This is a genomic window from Streptomyces sp. NPDC050564 (assembly GCF_044457265.1).
Lineage (GTDB): Bacteria > Actinomycetota > Actinomycetes > Streptomycetales > Streptomycetaceae > Streptomyces.
Window position 1 is genome coordinate 142,135 of the sequence record NZ_JBITGS010000004.1, and the last position, 14,129, is coordinate 156,263.

At 71.2% G+C, this 14,129-nt stretch carries 12 protein-coding genes and 2 pseudogenes; 4 read left to right on the forward strand and 10 right to left on the reverse strand.

The features are described 5' to 3' along the window. Nucleotides 1-30: 30 nt before the first annotated feature. The 8 genes and pseudogenes from ACIBK0_RS08345 to ACIBK0_RS08380 form a co-directional block, all read right to left on the reverse strand. Entirely contained in the window at nucleotides 31-393 is a 363-nt protein-coding gene (locus ACIBK0_RS08345; protein WP_399076971.1) for a hypothetical protein, read from the reverse strand. After that, nucleotides 390-2,075 carry a hypothetical protein gene (locus ACIBK0_RS08350; RefSeq protein WP_399076974.1) on the reverse strand — a complete coding sequence of 562 codons (1,686 nt, stop codon included), beginning with the start codon at nucleotides 2,073-2,075 and terminating at the stop codon, nucleotides 390-392. Before ACIBK0_RS08350 ends, ACIBK0_RS08345 begins: the two co-directional genes overlap by 4 nt. A gap of 208 nt (nucleotides 2,076-2,283) precedes the next feature. Continuing rightward, entirely contained in the window at nucleotides 2,284-3,273 is a 990-nt protein-coding gene (locus ACIBK0_RS08355) for a malate dehydrogenase (protein ID WP_399076976.1), read from the reverse strand. Between the two features lie 860 nt (nucleotides 3,274-4,133). Next, nucleotides 4,134-5,354, reverse strand: a complete 1,221-nt coding sequence (locus ACIBK0_RS08360; RefSeq protein WP_399076978.1) for a DUF2690 domain-containing protein — start codon at nucleotides 5,352-5,354, stop codon at nucleotides 4,134-4,136. 370 nt (nucleotides 5,355-5,724) lie between these two features. Then, nucleotides 5,725-6,276: a helix-turn-helix domain-containing protein gene (locus tag ACIBK0_RS08365; protein WP_399076980.1), complete on the reverse strand. Its 552-nt coding sequence runs from the start codon at nucleotides 6,274-6,276 to the stop codon at nucleotides 5,725-5,727. Between the two features lie 345 nt (nucleotides 6,277-6,621). Continuing rightward, nucleotides 6,622-6,810, reverse strand: a pseudogene (locus tag ACIBK0_RS08370) (response regulator transcription factor); the annotation flags it as partial. A gap of 342 nt (nucleotides 6,811-7,152) precedes the next feature. Beyond that, nucleotides 7,153-7,620 (reverse strand): DUF3017 domain-containing protein, encoded by a 468-nt coding sequence (locus ACIBK0_RS08375; RefSeq protein ID WP_399077366.1) that lies wholly within the window; start codon nucleotides 7,618-7,620, stop codon nucleotides 7,153-7,155. A 79-nt stretch (nucleotides 7,621-7,699) separates the two neighbouring features. After that, nucleotides 7,700-8,554, reverse strand: a complete 855-nt coding sequence (locus ACIBK0_RS08380) for a bifunctional methylenetetrahydrofolate dehydrogenase/methenyltetrahydrofolate cyclohydrolase (RefSeq protein ID WP_399076982.1) — start codon at nucleotides 8,552-8,554, stop codon at nucleotides 7,700-7,702. Nucleotides 8,555-8,866: 312 nt separating this feature from the next. Between ACIBK0_RS08380 and ACIBK0_RS08385 the strand changes: the two genes are divergently transcribed. From ACIBK0_RS08385 to ACIBK0_RS08395, 3 genes and pseudogenes are all read left to right on the forward strand, one after another. Next, nucleotides 8,867-9,520 carry a hypothetical protein gene (locus ACIBK0_RS08385; RefSeq protein ID WP_399076984.1) on the forward strand — a complete coding sequence of 218 codons (654 nt, stop codon included), beginning with the start codon at nucleotides 8,867-8,869 and terminating at the stop codon, nucleotides 9,518-9,520. Between the two features lie 169 nt (nucleotides 9,521-9,689). After that, nucleotides 9,690-9,937 (forward strand): annotated as a pseudogene (locus ACIBK0_RS08390) (FHA domain-containing protein); the annotation flags it as partial. Continuing rightward, complete coding sequence (locus ACIBK0_RS08395; RefSeq protein ID WP_399077372.1) at nucleotides 9,911-10,303, forward strand: hypothetical protein; 393 nt, start codon at nucleotides 9,911-9,913, stop codon at nucleotides 10,301-10,303. The pseudogene ACIBK0_RS08390 and the gene ACIBK0_RS08395, both read left to right, overlap by 27 nt. Before the next feature lie 130 nt (nucleotides 10,304-10,433). Here ACIBK0_RS08395 and purH read toward each other — a convergent pair whose 3' ends face one another. Together purH and purN are read right to left on the reverse strand one after the other, a co-directional pair. Then, nucleotides 10,434-11,996, reverse strand: coding sequence for a bifunctional phosphoribosylaminoimidazolecarboxamide formyltransferase/IMP cyclohydrolase (gene purH, locus ACIBK0_RS08400; protein ID WP_399076986.1), 1,563 nt, complete (start codon nucleotides 11,994-11,996; stop codon nucleotides 10,434-10,436). Beyond that, entirely contained in the window at nucleotides 11,993-12,613 is a 621-nt protein-coding gene (gene purN / locus ACIBK0_RS08405) for a phosphoribosylglycinamide formyltransferase (RefSeq protein WP_399076988.1), read from the reverse strand. Before purN ends, purH begins: the two co-directional genes overlap by 4 nt. 626 nt (nucleotides 12,614-13,239) lie before the next feature. On the opposite strand from purN, the gene ACIBK0_RS08410 reads away from it, so the two are divergent. Then, nucleotides 13,240-14,082 carry a hypothetical protein gene (locus ACIBK0_RS08410; protein WP_399076990.1) on the forward strand — a complete coding sequence of 281 codons (843 nt, stop codon included), beginning with the start codon at nucleotides 13,240-13,242 and terminating at the stop codon, nucleotides 14,080-14,082. Nucleotides 14,083-14,129: the final 47 nt, after the last annotated feature.

Here is a 14,129-nt window from a genome sequence, read left to right on the forward strand (position 1 = left end):
CTCGTCGCCCCCGCTCCCACTCCGGTTCCGCTAGCCCGCGAGCTGCGCGATCACCTGCACCACGGCCGCCGTCGACGCCAGCCCCGCCACCGCCGCGGCGGCGGTCTCAAGGCGCATGCGCAGCCGGCCGAGCCGCGCCGGATCCGCCCGGCCCGTTCGCTCGATCTCCCCCTGCACGACGGCGAGTTCGCCGTCCAGCCCGGTCGTGGCATCCGTCTCCGTGAGCAGCCGCAGATGCTCGCGCAGAGTGCGGACGGCGTCCAGGAGGGCCGCCGTCGTCTCGTCGGCGGCGGTCGCGCGCGGTGCCTCGTGGTAGGCGGCGCTGCCGTGGTCACCGAAGTTCACCGCGCTGCGGTTGATCCGGTCGACCCGTCCGCCCGTGCTCTCGCTCATCCCTGCTCCCCCTCGTGGTACGACGCGCCGCCACTGCCTGTGGAGACGGCGCTCTTGGTGATGCGTCCGACCGCGGTACCGCCGCTCATCTGCCCGATGAACTGGCCACCCGCGGCGACGTTGACGATGTGCTGCTCGAAGCTCCCCGTCTCGCAGCCGCTGCGTCGCAGCGCCTCGCGCACCCCGCTCGCGATGCGGTCCTGGACGGTCTTGATGTAGCGGCTGACGTCCATCTCCTGGAAGAGCGACAGCCGATCGGTGCTGCCCAGCTCCCGGATGGACACCAACGGCGCGTCGGGCGGGGCCTCTTCGGGGCGGCCCAGCCAGACGCGCAGGCACTGGACGAGCGTGCGCAGCGCGGACAGCCCTGCCACGACGCCCGTCGCCGGGGCGGACAGCAGCGTCCGCACCACCTCGCGCCCGGTCTCGCCCTCCCGGGCGGCCGCGATGAGGTCCACCCGCCGGTACTCCTCGTCGATCGGCCCCAGCACGTGCGGCACGACCTCGAGGACCAGCATGCCGCCCTGCGTGTGCACGCGGACCAGCACCGAGACCACCACCTGCTCGTCCCAGGCGCCGACCCTGACACGCAGGAAGTGGCGGCGCGCCTCGCCGCCCTCGTCCACCGCCCCGTCGAGGTGCTGCCGGGCCGACGAGGGCTCGTACACCCCTTCGTGCCGGCCCACGCCGTACGGCAGGTAGACGAACTCCTCCACCTCCAGGTCCTTGAGCCGGTCCCGGCTGGTGCGCGCGGCGGACTCGCGCAGCGCCTCGAGCTTCGGCACGACCAGATCGAGAATCTGACGGTTGGTCAGTCTCACCTGGGCCGGGCGCCCGTTCGTCGCTCCGTCGCCCAGGGGGTCCGGCAGGCTCCCGTTCCAGCCTTCGCGCGGCTTCTTGGCAGGAGTGATCTCCATCGCGAACGACCAGGGCTCGTACGGCTTTCCGGCGCCGACGAAGGGCCGGTAGGCATCGTAGAGGGCGACGGAGGCATGCTGTTCCCAGGTGACAGCCTGCGCGACCCGGAGCTGACGCTCGCTCCCCCTGGGCGGCGCCACCGACGTCCGGGCGAAGGCCTCCCGGGCCAGTTCGACGCGCATGACCTCGGCCACCTGGGAGCGGTGGATACCGATCACGAGGGTCAGCAGGAGCGGGAACAGCACCAGGAACGGATCGTGGCCGATCCCGACGAGGGCATAGCCCCAGTAGCCGAGTTCCATGGCCCGCGCCACGAAGGTGAACCCCCAGGCGGTCGCCCGGCGCGGCAGGTGGAGGCGGCTGGTCTCGGCCCGGCTCACGGCGTACATCGTCATGCCCCACCCGGACGCGGCCCGCGCGAACCACAGGAGAAAGCAGACGGCCGCGTAGTACAGGACGGCCACGGCGCCGAACAGCGCCCCGAAACCGCCGAGTCCGGAAGCCGACCGAACCATCTCCACCAGGAAGAAGACGACCCAGATCACGAGCAGCGCGATCCCGGTCGAGGCCTCCCTCCGGCGCGCTCGCAGCGCATGGGCGAGCACGGCGACGACGTCGACACCGAGTGACGGCGCCGCGGGACGCTCTTCGTGCCCGATGAGTTCGTCGATGACCCGCGCCCGGAAGACCGTGTCCAGATGCGCCCCGGCACACAGCAACCGTGTGGCCTCACTGTGCGCGTACCGTCTCTGCGATCCCGCCATTGGGACCCACCCCCGCCGTGCTCCCCCGGCCACGCCCCCGTTTCCCCGGCGGACCGTACGTCCCGACGATAGCGAGGGTTACTCCCGCTGCACCCCCTTTTATGGCGACAAAGCACGTACGTTCGATACGTACTTTCCGTACGCACGCCTCAGCCCCCACCCGGGTTACCGGGCAGGGGCTGATGTGGTGCGAGAGGGGCTCAGATCATCAGATCAGGCCGAGGGCGCGGACCGCGTCGCGCTCCTCCTCGAGCTCCTTCACCGACGCGTCGATGCGGGCGCGCGAGAACTCGTTGATGTCCAGGCCCTGGACGATCTCGTACTGGCCGTCCTTCGTGGTGACCGGGAAGGAGGAGATGAGACCCTCCGGGACGCCGTACGAACCGTCCGACGGGATACCCATGGAGGTCCAGTCGCCGTCGGCGGTGCCGTTGACCCAGGTGTAGACGTGGTCGATGGCGGCGTTGGCGGCGGAAGCGGCGGAGGACGCGCCCCGGGCCTCGATGATCGCCGCACCGCGCTTGGCGACGGTCGGGATGAAGTCCTCGGCCAGCCACTTCTCGTCGTTGACGACCTCGGCGGCGTTCTTGCCGGCGACCGAGGCGTGGAAGATGTCCGGGTACTGGGTGGCGGAGTGGTTGCCCCAGATGGTGAGGCGCTTGATGTCCGCGACCGTCGTGCCGGTCTTCTTCGCGAGCTGGGTCAGCGCGCGGTTGTGGTCCAGGCGGGTCATGGCCGTGAAGCGCTCGGCGGGTACGTCCGGGGCGGCGGCCTGGGCGATCAGCGCGTTGGTGTTCGCCGGGTTGCCGACGACCAGGATCTTGACGTCGTCCGCGGCGTGGTCGTTGATGGCCTTGCCCTGCGGCTTGAAGATGCCGCCGTTGGCCTCCAGGAGGTCGCCGCGCTCCATGCCCTTGGTGCGGGGGCGGGCGCCGACGAGCAGACCGACGTTCGTGCCGTCGAAGGCGACGTTCGGGTCGTCCGTGATGTCGATGCCCTGAAGAAGCGGGAAGGCGCAGTCGTCGAGCTCCATGGCGGTGCCCTCGGCGGCCTTCAGCGCCGGCGTGATCTCCAGGAGGCGCAGCTTGACCGGCACGTCCGCGCCGAGCAGCTGGCCGGAGGCGATGCGGAAGAGCAGGGCGTAACCGATCTGGCCGGCCGCGCCGGTGACGGTGACGTTCACGGGAGTGCGGGTCATGGCGTTCTCCGTATGACAGCTGGCGGTGGGGCGTCCCTGCCCCGGGTGCAGGATCTTCCCTGCGTCCGCCGCGATGATCGATCAGGGGTACCGATGATCGATCTCTTGGCGTCAAGAGAGATCCGCCGTCAGGCTATCGCGCATCCGGGACCCCCGACGTCCGGGTCCGTGTGGCCCACCCCACAGAACCCCCCGAGAGGCGGCCGCCCGGCCCGGGAGAGGGGGCGGGGCGACCGCCTGTGGGGGTACCGAGGTCCGGCCCGGAAGGGGGTGACTCCTCCCGGACGGCTCCGGATCCCGTGGGGGTACGGTGCGCCTGCCCCGGAGCGGTGCGGCCAATCCCTCCCGGGGGATGCTTTTTTCGCCCCCTCCGCCCCTACCCGTCCCGTACCTGGGGGCTGCGCCCCCAGACCCCCGCTTCGGCCTGAACGGCCTCGTCCTCAAACGCCGGACGGGCTGAAACACCGGGGGGAAAGGAGCCGGCAGGGCGGGTGGAACACACCCGCAGCCGTCGACGCACGCCCCCGGCCGGAAGAGGCCGCACGCCCGCCCACCCACAGTGGCGACGCACGCCCGCCCGCGCCCGCCCACAGTGGCAACGCACGCCCCCGGCCACCCGCACCCGCCGACGCACGGAAGGGGCCGTGCCCGTACATCACATGCCCCGTCGCTTACGTGGTTGCCGACAGGCCGAGCTGTGAAGCCCAAGCGATCTGCCACCGGCGAGGGGCGGATGTACCGGCACGGCCCCGCCCCACCCGCCGGCCGCAGGCGGAACCACCCACCGGCGCAAACCCACCCCGACCCGAGCCCCACCCACCGGCGGAGAACGCGACGGCACACCGCGACGCGCCGCGCCGCTACTTCGTGCAGCCCTTCTGGCCCGACTTCAGCGTCGCGCACGCCTTCGCGTCACCGGCGTCCTTGACCGCGACCATCGGGGTGTACGCGTCGGTGTCCGCGATGACCGACCCGGTCTGCTTGGCCGCGCTGCCCGACGACACCTCGACCCGGTCGCCGAGTGCGGCCTGGGTGATCCGGGCCCAGGCCGCGCCACAGGTCTCGCTGTAGCGCACCTCGACGAGGGTCGTACCGACGGTGACACTGGTGGTGGTCTTGGCCAACTCGCCGCCGCAGCCCATGTTCTCCGGGTCCTTGCCGGTGCAGCCCGCGCCGCTGCACTTCACCCCGGCCGGCAGGTCGGGATTGACGCTGGCCGAGGCCGAGGGCGTCTTGGGTGTGTCGCCCGCGTTCTTCTTGTCCCCGCCGCTGGTGAGGTAGACGGCCACCGCGATCACCACGAGCGCGCCGACGATCCCCGCGAGGAACATCGTGAGCCGCCGCCCCCGCCGCGCCCCGCCCCCCGACCCCGCGGCGCCCGGCCGCGCGTCCTGCGGCGGCCCCCCGGCCGGCCGGGCCGGTCCGGCCGGCGCCGAGGGACCGAACTGCCCACCCCCGTCGGACGGCGAGGCGACAGCCCCCCAACCACCGCCGCGCCCCGCACCACCGGACGAGGGCCCGCCGGACCCCGAACCGCCGCGCGAGCCGCCTCCGTACGCCGAAGCCCCGTACGAAGACGACTCCCCCGCGTCCGGACCGGACGGCTGCGACGGCACGGACGGCGCCGACGGCGGCACCGTCGGCGAGACCCCCGCGGGACCGGCGATCCCGGGCGTCGCGGTCGCGCTGCCGCTCTTGCGCGCGGCCTGCCGGCCGTTGCTCCCCTTCGCCGGAGTCGGCCCGAACTCCCCGAGCGCGGCGCGCGCCTGGGAGATCCGGATCGCCTCCATGGTCATGTCGTGGCGCATCTCCGAGCGGCTCCAGGCGCGCTCGGCGAGCTCCCACATGGTCGTCAGATGGATAGGACTGGTCCCGGTCACCTCGGCCAGCGCGACGATCGCACCCTTGGGCGCGAGCAGCCGCCCATTGAGGTAACGCTCCCAGGACGTCTTGCTGTAGCCCGTGCGGTCGGCCACGGCGGCAATGCTCAGCCCGCTCCGGTCAACGAGCCGACGCAGCTGGCTGGCGAACTCCCTGACCTGCGGATCGAGTTCATCCGGCAAGGCCCTCCAACGAGGCATTGCTTCCCCCCTCTTTCCCCCGTACGTGCACGACTGTTCTCCCCGCGCGTGGCCCCCTCCGCCGAGTCCCCGTTCTGGCTACCCACAGGGATGCGCTCGGTCAGGATCTCAGTTCCCGGGTTGGGGGCGCACGGGAGCATTCGGGCCGGGGCATGCACCGTTGCACGCCCGCTGGGCTGCGGTCCAGTGTCCCACCGGCACCATGTGCGACCGGTCGAACCCCTGGCCTCTGCGCGGGACGTCCCGGACCGTCCCGATTGCTCACGTTAACCCGGCTGTTGTAATGGATCAGTACATATCCCTGAACTTGTCAAGACATCGACACAACGACAACACAGGCGTGACCTCAGGGACCCCGGGAGCCCTCAGCTCACCCGAGGGTGACGGCTCCGACCACGGTGACGAGAAGGAGAGCGAGCAGAAGCAGGGCGGCGTAGAGCGGCAGGCGGCCCATGGCGGTCCCGGACGACGACACGTCGGGCGGCGGCGCGTCCCACCACGGAAGCGTCGGGTCGTCCTCGTACGCGTCGGCAACGGCCCCATCCGCGGACGAACCGCCGAGCGCGATCCCACCACCGGACGATCCACCGGACACCGAATCGCCGGACGCCGGACCGCCGGACACCGAGTCGGCGCCCATCGGCACCCGGGGCCAGACCCCCACCGCCAACTCCCAGCGCACGCCGAAGCGTTCCGTGTCCTCGGACGCGAGACCCGCGACCCGGCACAGCGCGACGACGGCCTGCCGGGGTGGCGGCTGTGTCGCGTTGAGGTAGCGCTGCCAGGAGGACTTGCTGTACGCGGTGCGTGCGCCCAGGGCGACCAGGCTGAGGCCGGTGCGGTCCTTGAGCTGCCGCAGCTGCTCGACGAAGTGGCGGACCTCCGGCGGAAGTTGCTCCGGCAGCGGCTGCCAGGAACCCATCGCTGACCTCCCTCGGCGTTCCCTGAGCGAGGGACGACACCGGACGGCGGGACGGTTCCAGTGAACGGTCGGCGGCGCCGCCCGGCGGACGGTTCCCGGCACACGGCACGGACCCCGTAGCGGAATGGTCACTTCCGTGCCACAGCGAACTGCCAGGTGTTGAACAGCCTGTTCCCGTGCACAAGTGTTGACCCCGGGCGGAACACCCGCCCGATCACGGCCCGTCCTTACTCGGGGGAGAGGACGGGCCGCGGTCATGTCCGGGGTGTCTCGGCCGCGTCCGGGCACAGGCTGCGATCGCGCCCTTTCGGCCGACGGCGGCCGCACTCACCCGCGCGGCCTGACGACCGCCTCGGCGAGGATGCGCTCGGTAGCCTGGATGCCGTTGGTGCCGGGCATCCGGATGTCCGTCAGGATCGCGTCGGGCCGCGTCTGCGCGGCGAGCCGCACCGCCTCGTCGCCGTCCCCCGCCTCCCCGACGACCTCGATACCGGGCGCCGCGTTCAACAGCCCCACGAGACCGGCCCGGATCAGGTGTCCGCGGCGAGGGCTACGCCAACGGCAAGTGGTGCCACCACGACACGAAGATCACCGGGACGGTCCACGACACCACGTCCGACGGCCGCTACCCGTTCGTCCGCGGCCTGCCGCGCGGTGGCGGGTACGTCGACAGCGACTGGGCGGGCCCGAAGGGCGACTCCTCACCGGTACGGCTCTACGACCCCAGCGGCAAGTCCTTCCACCAGCTCCAGATGAAGTACATCGACTGCTGAGCGACCGCCCGAAAAGCACGGTGGCCCGCGTCCTTGGGGAGGCGCGGGCCACCGTCGTGCGCGAGGGGACGGAGCTCGGAGCCGAAGGCTCAGCGCTCCGCACTCAACGGACCGTGAAGTGCAGGGTGTCGTCCAGGAACGGGATCTCCAGCAACGGGTTGGGCTGAGCCATCAGCGCGAGCAGCACGATGGCCACGCCCAGCACGCCGTACGTGAGCATGTCGGTGAAGCGGGAGCGGACCGCCAGCATGCCCACGCTCGGCAGCGTCCAGCGCATCACCGCGCCCGCAAGGAGCGCGGCGCCGATAAGAATCGTCCCGAACCGGAACACGTCGAGCGCGGTCAGCAGCAGGCCGAGCCCGACGGCCGACAGCACGGTGAGGATCGGCCACTGGCGCGCGGGCGCCGGGGCGTCGCCGGGCGCCGCCCGGCCGCCGCCCTCTGGCCGCGCGGTGTCCCGGGTGATCCTCGGGAAGCGCCGCGTGGTGCGCCTCGGCTTCCCCTCGGCGTCGGGCGCGCTGACGGCGTCGATGGCGGTCGGTTCGTCACCGGCGTTCACGGCATGCCGCACGGCCGCCTCCGCATCCCGTACGGCCGACTCGGCGCCGGCCTTCCGCGCGCCGCGCGCCTCGCTGTTCTCGGACCCGCCCTCAGCCGACACTGCGCTCCGCCGCTTCCACCACGTTGACGAGCAGCTGGGCGCGGGTCATCGGGCCCACGCCGCCCGGGTTCGGGGAGATCCAGGCGGCGACCTCGGCGACGTCCGGGTGGACGTCACCGACGATCTTGCCCTCGGCGCTGCGCGAGACACCGACGTCGAGGACGGCGGCGCCAGGCTTCACGTCCTCGGCCCGGACGAGGTGCGCGGAGCCCGCCGCGGCGACGATGATGTCGGCGCGCTTCAGGTGCGCGGAGAGGTCACGGGTGCCGGTGTGACACTGGGTGACCGTGGCGTTCTCACTGCGTCGCGTCAGCAGCAGCGGCATCGGGCGCCCGATCGTCACACCACGGCCGACGACCACGACCTCGGCGCCCTTGATCTCCACGCCGTAGCGCCGGAGCAGGGTGAGGACACCGTTGGGGGTGCAGGGCAGCGGGGCCGGCTCGTTCAGCACGAGTCGCCCGAGGTTCATCGGGTGCAGGCCGTCCGCGTCCTTGTCGGGGTCCATCAGCTCCAGGATGCGGTTCTCGTCGATGCCCTTGGGGAGCGGCAGCTGGACGATGTAGCCGGTGCAGGCGGGGTCCTCGTTCAGCTCGCGGACCACCGCCTCGATCTCCTCCTGCGTGGCGGTGGCGGGCAGTTCACGCTGGATGGAGGCGATGCCGACCTGAGCGCAGTCGCGGTGCTTGCCCGCGACGTACTTCTGGCTGCCGGGGTCGTCCCCGACCAGGATCGTCCCGAGGCCGGGCGTGACGCCCTTCTCCTTCAGGGCCGCCACGCGGGCGGTCAGGTCGGACTTGATCGCGGCTGCGGTGGCCTTGCCATCGAGAATCTGGGCGGTCATGCCCCCCATCCTCCCGGATGACCCGGTCCTGGTTCCAATCCGGGCACCCCGCGGCCTTCCCGCGCCCCCGCGGGGGCCCCACCGCACGGCTTCGGCCACCTTTCGGCGCCCGTTTCGACCGTATCGGGCCATGATCACCGATGTTGCACTTGCACAACACATAAGGAATGCGGCTGGACAAGTAAGAGTCGGCTAAAGAACGATGAGCAGACAGTGCCGCGGGCAGTACCGGGGGGACGGACCGCTCTGTAGAAATTCCTCCGAACCGTGCCGCGCGTCGTCCCCGCACCAGGCAACGGAGGAAAACCCGCCATGAGTTTCGGCGACCCGAACAACCCTTACGGGCAGCCGCCCCAGCAGCCCCCCGCCGCTCCGTCGGCCGCTCCCGGCTACGGCTACCCACAGGCCCCGCCCGGCGTGCCGCCGCAGGGCTACGGCTACCCGCAGCAGCCGGCCTACCCCGGCTACCCGGGCGGCAACCAGATGCTTCCGCAGTCGATGCCGGGGCTTCTGGTCACGGCGCGCGTGTTCCTGTTCATCATCTCCGCGGTGCAGATCCTGGCGGCTCTGGGCTGGTTCTACTTCGCCGCCATCGCCAACGACGTGTCCAACGCGGCGGACCGCTACAGCTCGTCGTCCGACGATCCGTTCAGCTCGTTCAGTGACGGTGCCGGCATCGCCTCGGGCGTCCTGGTGGTCATCGGCCTGGTTGCGGCGGCTCTCGCGGCCCTCTCGATCACCCTCGGCGTGAAGTTCGGCAAGGGCGCCCAGGGCATCCGCATCACCACCGTCATCTACGGTGCGCTCGGCGGGATCGTCGGTCTGATCTTTCTCTTCGTCGGCCTCGACTCCGGAATGGCCTCCGCCGTCATCTTCCCGCTGATCTGGGTCGTCTTCGCCGCCATCATCACGGCGGCGCCGGTCGTGCCCAGCGGCACCGCCTGGTTTGCGCGCCCGCGTTACTGAACAACCCCACGGCAGGAACAACCCCGCGTCACTGAACAGCACGGCGTTACTGAACAGTTCACGCCATTCACTCCAAGGGCCGTGTCTCACCCTGCACAGGGGGGGGCACGGCCCTGGTGCGTCTGCCTACCCTGAATCCCGTAGCCGCGCGTGCACGGGGAGACGGACCTTGTACAGCATCATCGTGGTACCTCCGCCGACCACGGAGGCCGAGCACAACACCCCCCAGATCCACCTCGCTCCCGGAGAGCGCCTCACCTTCGGCCGGTCCGCCGCGGACAACGACCTCGCGATCGCCCACGAGGGCGTCTCCCGCGCGGCCGGTGTGATCACCGCGAGCAGAGCGCCTTCTGGGTACTGAGCAACCTCTCGGCGCGCCAGACGTACGTCGTGGAGAACCCGGAGGGCGCCGGCGAGCGCCCTGACGCCCGCGAGCGCGTCCGGCTGCTGGGGGGGGACGCGGGACAGAAGCAGGGGCCGAGCGGCAAGACGTACACCGCGCGTTACTGCCACAACTACCTGGGCGACGTCGTCGGTTACTGGGAGACCGACACCGGCTATCTGAACGCCGGCGACAACTGGTTCGTCTGCCAGATCCAGTACGGCGAGAACACGCCGGTCGGGGACGCCAAGAACAAGCTGGTGGCTGTGGACGCAGGGCGACAAGGCCTACTCCGACGGCGGCTGGGGCTGGTTCCCCGCCAACAAGGTGTCGGGCGGCAACAACTACGAGCCGATCCCGGGTCTGCCGACCTGCTGACCTGTGACCTGCCGACCTGCTGACCTGTGACCTGTGACCTGCTGACCTGCTGACCTGCTGACCTGCTGACCTGCTGACCGATTGTCTGCCGATGCACGGCGGCCTCCGGCTCCCTCGGGGGAGGGCCGGAGGCCGCGACGTTGCTGGACGGGCTCAGTGGAAGAAGTGGCGCGTCCCCGTGAAGTACATCGTGATGCCGGCCTTCTTCGCGGCCTCCACGACGAGCTCGTCACGGACCGAACCGCCGGGCTGGACCACGGCCTTGACACCCGCCTCGACGAGGATCTCCAGGCCGTCGGGGAACGGGAAGAACGCGTCCGAGGCGGCGTACGAGTCGCGGGCACGCTCGGCGCCCGCCCGCTCCACCGCGAGCTTCGCGGAGTCGACGCGGTTGACCTGGCCCATGCCGACGCCGACCGAGGCGCCGTCCTTGGCGAGCAGGATCGCGTTGGACTTCACCGCGCGGCAGGCCCGCCAGGCGAAGGCCAGCTCGTCGAGCTCGCCCTCGTTCAGGGCTTCGCCGGTGGCGAGGGTCCAGCTCCGCGGGTTGTCGCCGTCGGCCTGCAGGCGGTCGGTGACCTGGAGCAGCGCGCCGCCGTCGATCTGCTTGACCTCGGTCGGGTTCGCGGGCGCCTTGTGGGCCCGCAGCACGCGGATGTTCTTCTTCTTGGTGAGGGCTTCGAGGGCGCCGTCCTCGTACTCCGGCGCCACGATCACCTCGGTGAAGATCTCCGCGACCTGCTCCGCCATCTCCTTCGTCACCGGCCGGTTGACCGCGATGACACCGCCGAACGCGGACAGCGGGTCACAGGCGTGCGCCTTGCGGTGCGCCTCGGCGACGTTGGACGCGACCGCGATACCGCACGGGTTGGCGTGCTTGATGATCGCGACGCAGGGGTCCTCATGGTCGTACGCGGCACGGCGCGCGGCGTCCGTGTCCGTGTAGTTGTTGTACGACATCTCCTTGCCGTGCAGCTGCTCGGCCTCGGCGAGACCACCCGTGCCGTCGACGTACAGCGCGGCGCCCTGGTGCGGGTTCTCGCCGTAGCGCAGGGTGTTCTTGCGCTCGTAGGTGTGACCGAGGAAGTCCGGGAAGCCGCTGTCGTCGGCCGCGGCGTAGTCGTCCGCGAACCAGCTCGCCACCGCCACGTCGTACGAGGCGGTGTGCTGGAAGGCCTCGGCGGCGAGCCGCTTGCGGGTACGGAGGTCGAAGCCACCGGACTTGACGGCGGAGAGCACGTCCCCGTACCGCGCCGGGCTGGTCACCACGGCGACGGACGGGTGATTCTTGGCCGCGGCCCGGACCATCGAAGGACCGCCGATGTCGATCTGCTCGACACACTCGTCGGGCGTCGCGCCCGAGGCGACGGTCTCGCGGAACGGGTAGAGGTTGACGACCACGAGGTCGAACGGCTCGACACCGAGCTCTTCCAGCTGACGCCGGTGATCGGGGAGCCGCAGGTCGGCGAGAATGCCCGCGTGGACCTTCGGGTGCAGGGTCTTGACGCGGCCGTCCAGGCACTCGGGGAAGCCGGTCAGCTCCTCGACCTTGGTGACGGGGACGCCGGCGGAGGCGATACGGGCGGCGGTGGAGCCGGTGGAGACCAGCTCGACGCCGGCTTCGTGCAGCCCGCGAGCCAGCTCCTCGAGCCCGGTCTTGTCGTAGACGCTGACGAGCGCCCGGCGAAGGGGCCGCTTGTTGCTCTCGGCGGTCACTGGATAACTACCTTTCGTCCCTCAATGCGATAGCCGTTGCGGGCGAGCCGCCCCACGACATCGACGAGCAGCCTTCGCTCGACTTCCTTGATGCGCTCGTGCAGAGCGCTCTCGTCGTCCTCGTTCCGGACCTCCACCACGCCCTGAGCGATGATCGGTCCGGTGTCGACGCCGTCGTCGACGAAGTGGACGGTGCATCCGGTGACCTTTGCGCCGTACGCGAGCGCGTCGCGCACGCCGTGGGCCCCCGGGAAACTGGGCAGCAGGGCGGGATGCGTGTTGACGAAGCGCCCACCGAACCGGGCCAGGAATTCCTTCCCCACGATCTTCATGAACCCCGCGGAGACGACGAGGTCGGGCTCGTGGGCGGCGACGGCCTCGGCGAGAGCGTGGTCCCACTCGTCCCGGCTGTCGTAGTCCTTGACCCGGTGGACGAAGGTGGGGATGCCGGCCCGCTCGGCGCGCGCAAGCCCCTCGATACCGTCCCGATCGGCCCCGACGGCCACGATCTCGGCTCCATAGGCCTCGGTGCCATGGGTCGCGATGGCATCGAGCAGTGCCTGCAGATTCGTACCTGATCCGGAGACCAGCACGACGAGGCGCTTGGCCTTGGCCACGACGGGGCCCTTTCTCGGGGGAGCGTTTGTACGGTCGTACGAATGCTTCGCGCCCCGGGATACGGGGAAGTCTACGAAGCGGTCGACCGTCAGCAACGATACCGGCACACCGGGCGGCCCCCACGGGACGGGGGCGTGGCCGGAAGGTAGCGTCTGGGGAGGATCCACCCGGGAACACCGTCCACCACGGGGGAACGCCCTGCGCATGCGGGACGTTGACCTGGGACGAGCACGAAACGCTCGGGGCACGGGCTCTGGGTGCGATCGTCCGAGGTCCTGGGCCTTGGGCGGACGTGCGAGCTCGGGGCGTGTGCCCCGGGTGCGACGCTCGGGGCGTGAGTCCTGGGGGACGAAATCCTGGGTTCGAGCCCGAGGCCAAGAAGCTCGGGGCGTCAGCCCGGGGTACGACGCTCGGGACGCCAGTCCCGGGCATCGAAAATCCTGGGCGCGAGCCCGGGGGCAGAAAACTCTGGGCGCGAGCCCGGGGGCAAGGAGCTCTGGGCGTCAGCCCGGGGCTCGACACCTGGGGCGCGAGCCCGGGGTGAAGAAGCTCGGGGCGCGTCGCGAGCACGATGCCGTGTGGACACGCCGCCCGTCAGAACCACCAAGGGGAAGACGCACACCTGATGCCGGACCGCAGTCTCCGACTCCCTCCGCTGCTGCTGCGCGAGCAGCGTCCTTCGCCCATCCCGCCGCGGTCGAGCGGGGACGCGCCCACGGACAGGAACGGCTCCGCGGGTGGACGCGGCTCGGCGGGCGGGAACGGCTCCTCGGACGATCGAGGTCCCGACGCTCCTGCCACTCCCCCCTCGAACTCCGACGACAATCCGTTCGCGCCGCCCCCGGAGGGCACGCCCGACCGGCCGTGGCAGCCGCGGCGGCCCGCGAGCGGGCAGGGATCGGACGGCAGCGGTGGGGGCGACCAGAGCGGGCAGTCCCCGTGGGGCAGCCAGTGGAGCGACCGGCAGCCCGGGCCATCGAGCGGCGGCCGTTTCGGTGACCGGCCCGGAGCGCCGCAGGGACAGGGCGGTCCGGAAGGACCTGGCGGCGGTCCGGGCAGCGGCATGCGCTGGGACCCGACGGATCCGGCTCAGCGCCGAGCGCGCTATGCCCTGCTCGCCGGGATGTGGGCGTTCTTCTTCGCCCTCTTCAGCTGGCCGTACGTGGCGCTTTTGCTCGGCGCGCTCGCCCTGTACTGGGGTGGCAGCGCGCTGCGTGCCAAGCCCCGGACTCCGGATCCGGACACTCCGGCGCCCGATCCGAACTCCCGCCCCCAGACGACCGCCGCGGTGAGCGGGCTCGTCACCGCCTCGCTGGCCATCGTCATGGTCGCGGCGACCTTCGCCGCGCAGCTCGTCTACAGCGACTACTACTCCTGCACGAACGACGCCCTGACCAACGCCGCGAAGCAGTCCTGCAACGACCTCCTCCCGAAGGACCTCCGGGGCCTGCTGGGAACACACGGCTGACGGCCGGCGCCAGGGGGCGGTTTTTCGCTCCCTCCGCCCCCCCACAT

Excerpts from the sequence above, each read along its gene's own strand:
- ACIBK0_RS08410 (WP_399076990.1), top strand. The coding sequence starts at position 13,240 with ATGCCGGACCGCAGTCTCCGACTCCCTCCGCTGCTGCTGCGCGAGCAG.
- ACIBK0_RS08385 (WP_399076984.1), top strand. The coding sequence starts at position 8,867 with ATGAGTTTCGGCGACCCGAACAACCCTTACGGGCAGCCGCCCCAGCAG.
- ACIBK0_RS08365 (WP_399076980.1), bottom strand. The coding sequence starts at position 6,276 with ATGGGTTCCTGGCAGCCGCTGCCGGAGCAACTTCCGCCGGAGGTCCGC.
- ACIBK0_RS08360 (WP_399076978.1), bottom strand. The coding sequence starts at position 5,354 with ATGCCTCGTTGGAGGGCCTTGCCGGATGAACTCGATCCGCAGGTCAGG.
- ACIBK0_RS08355 (WP_399076976.1), bottom strand. The coding sequence starts at position 3,273 with ATGACCCGCACTCCCGTGAACGTCACCGTCACCGGCGCGGCCGGCCAG.
- ACIBK0_RS08350 (WP_399076974.1), bottom strand. The coding sequence starts at position 2,075 with ATGGCGGGATCGCAGAGACGGTACGCGCACAGTGAGGCCACACGGTTG.
- ACIBK0_RS08345 (WP_399076971.1), bottom strand. The coding sequence starts at position 393 with ATGAGCGAGAGCACGGGCGGACGGGTCGACCGGATCAACCGCAGCGCG.
- ACIBK0_RS08380 (WP_399076982.1), bottom strand. The coding sequence starts at position 8,554 with ATGACCGCCCAGATTCTCGATGGCAAGGCCACCGCAGCCGCGATCAAG.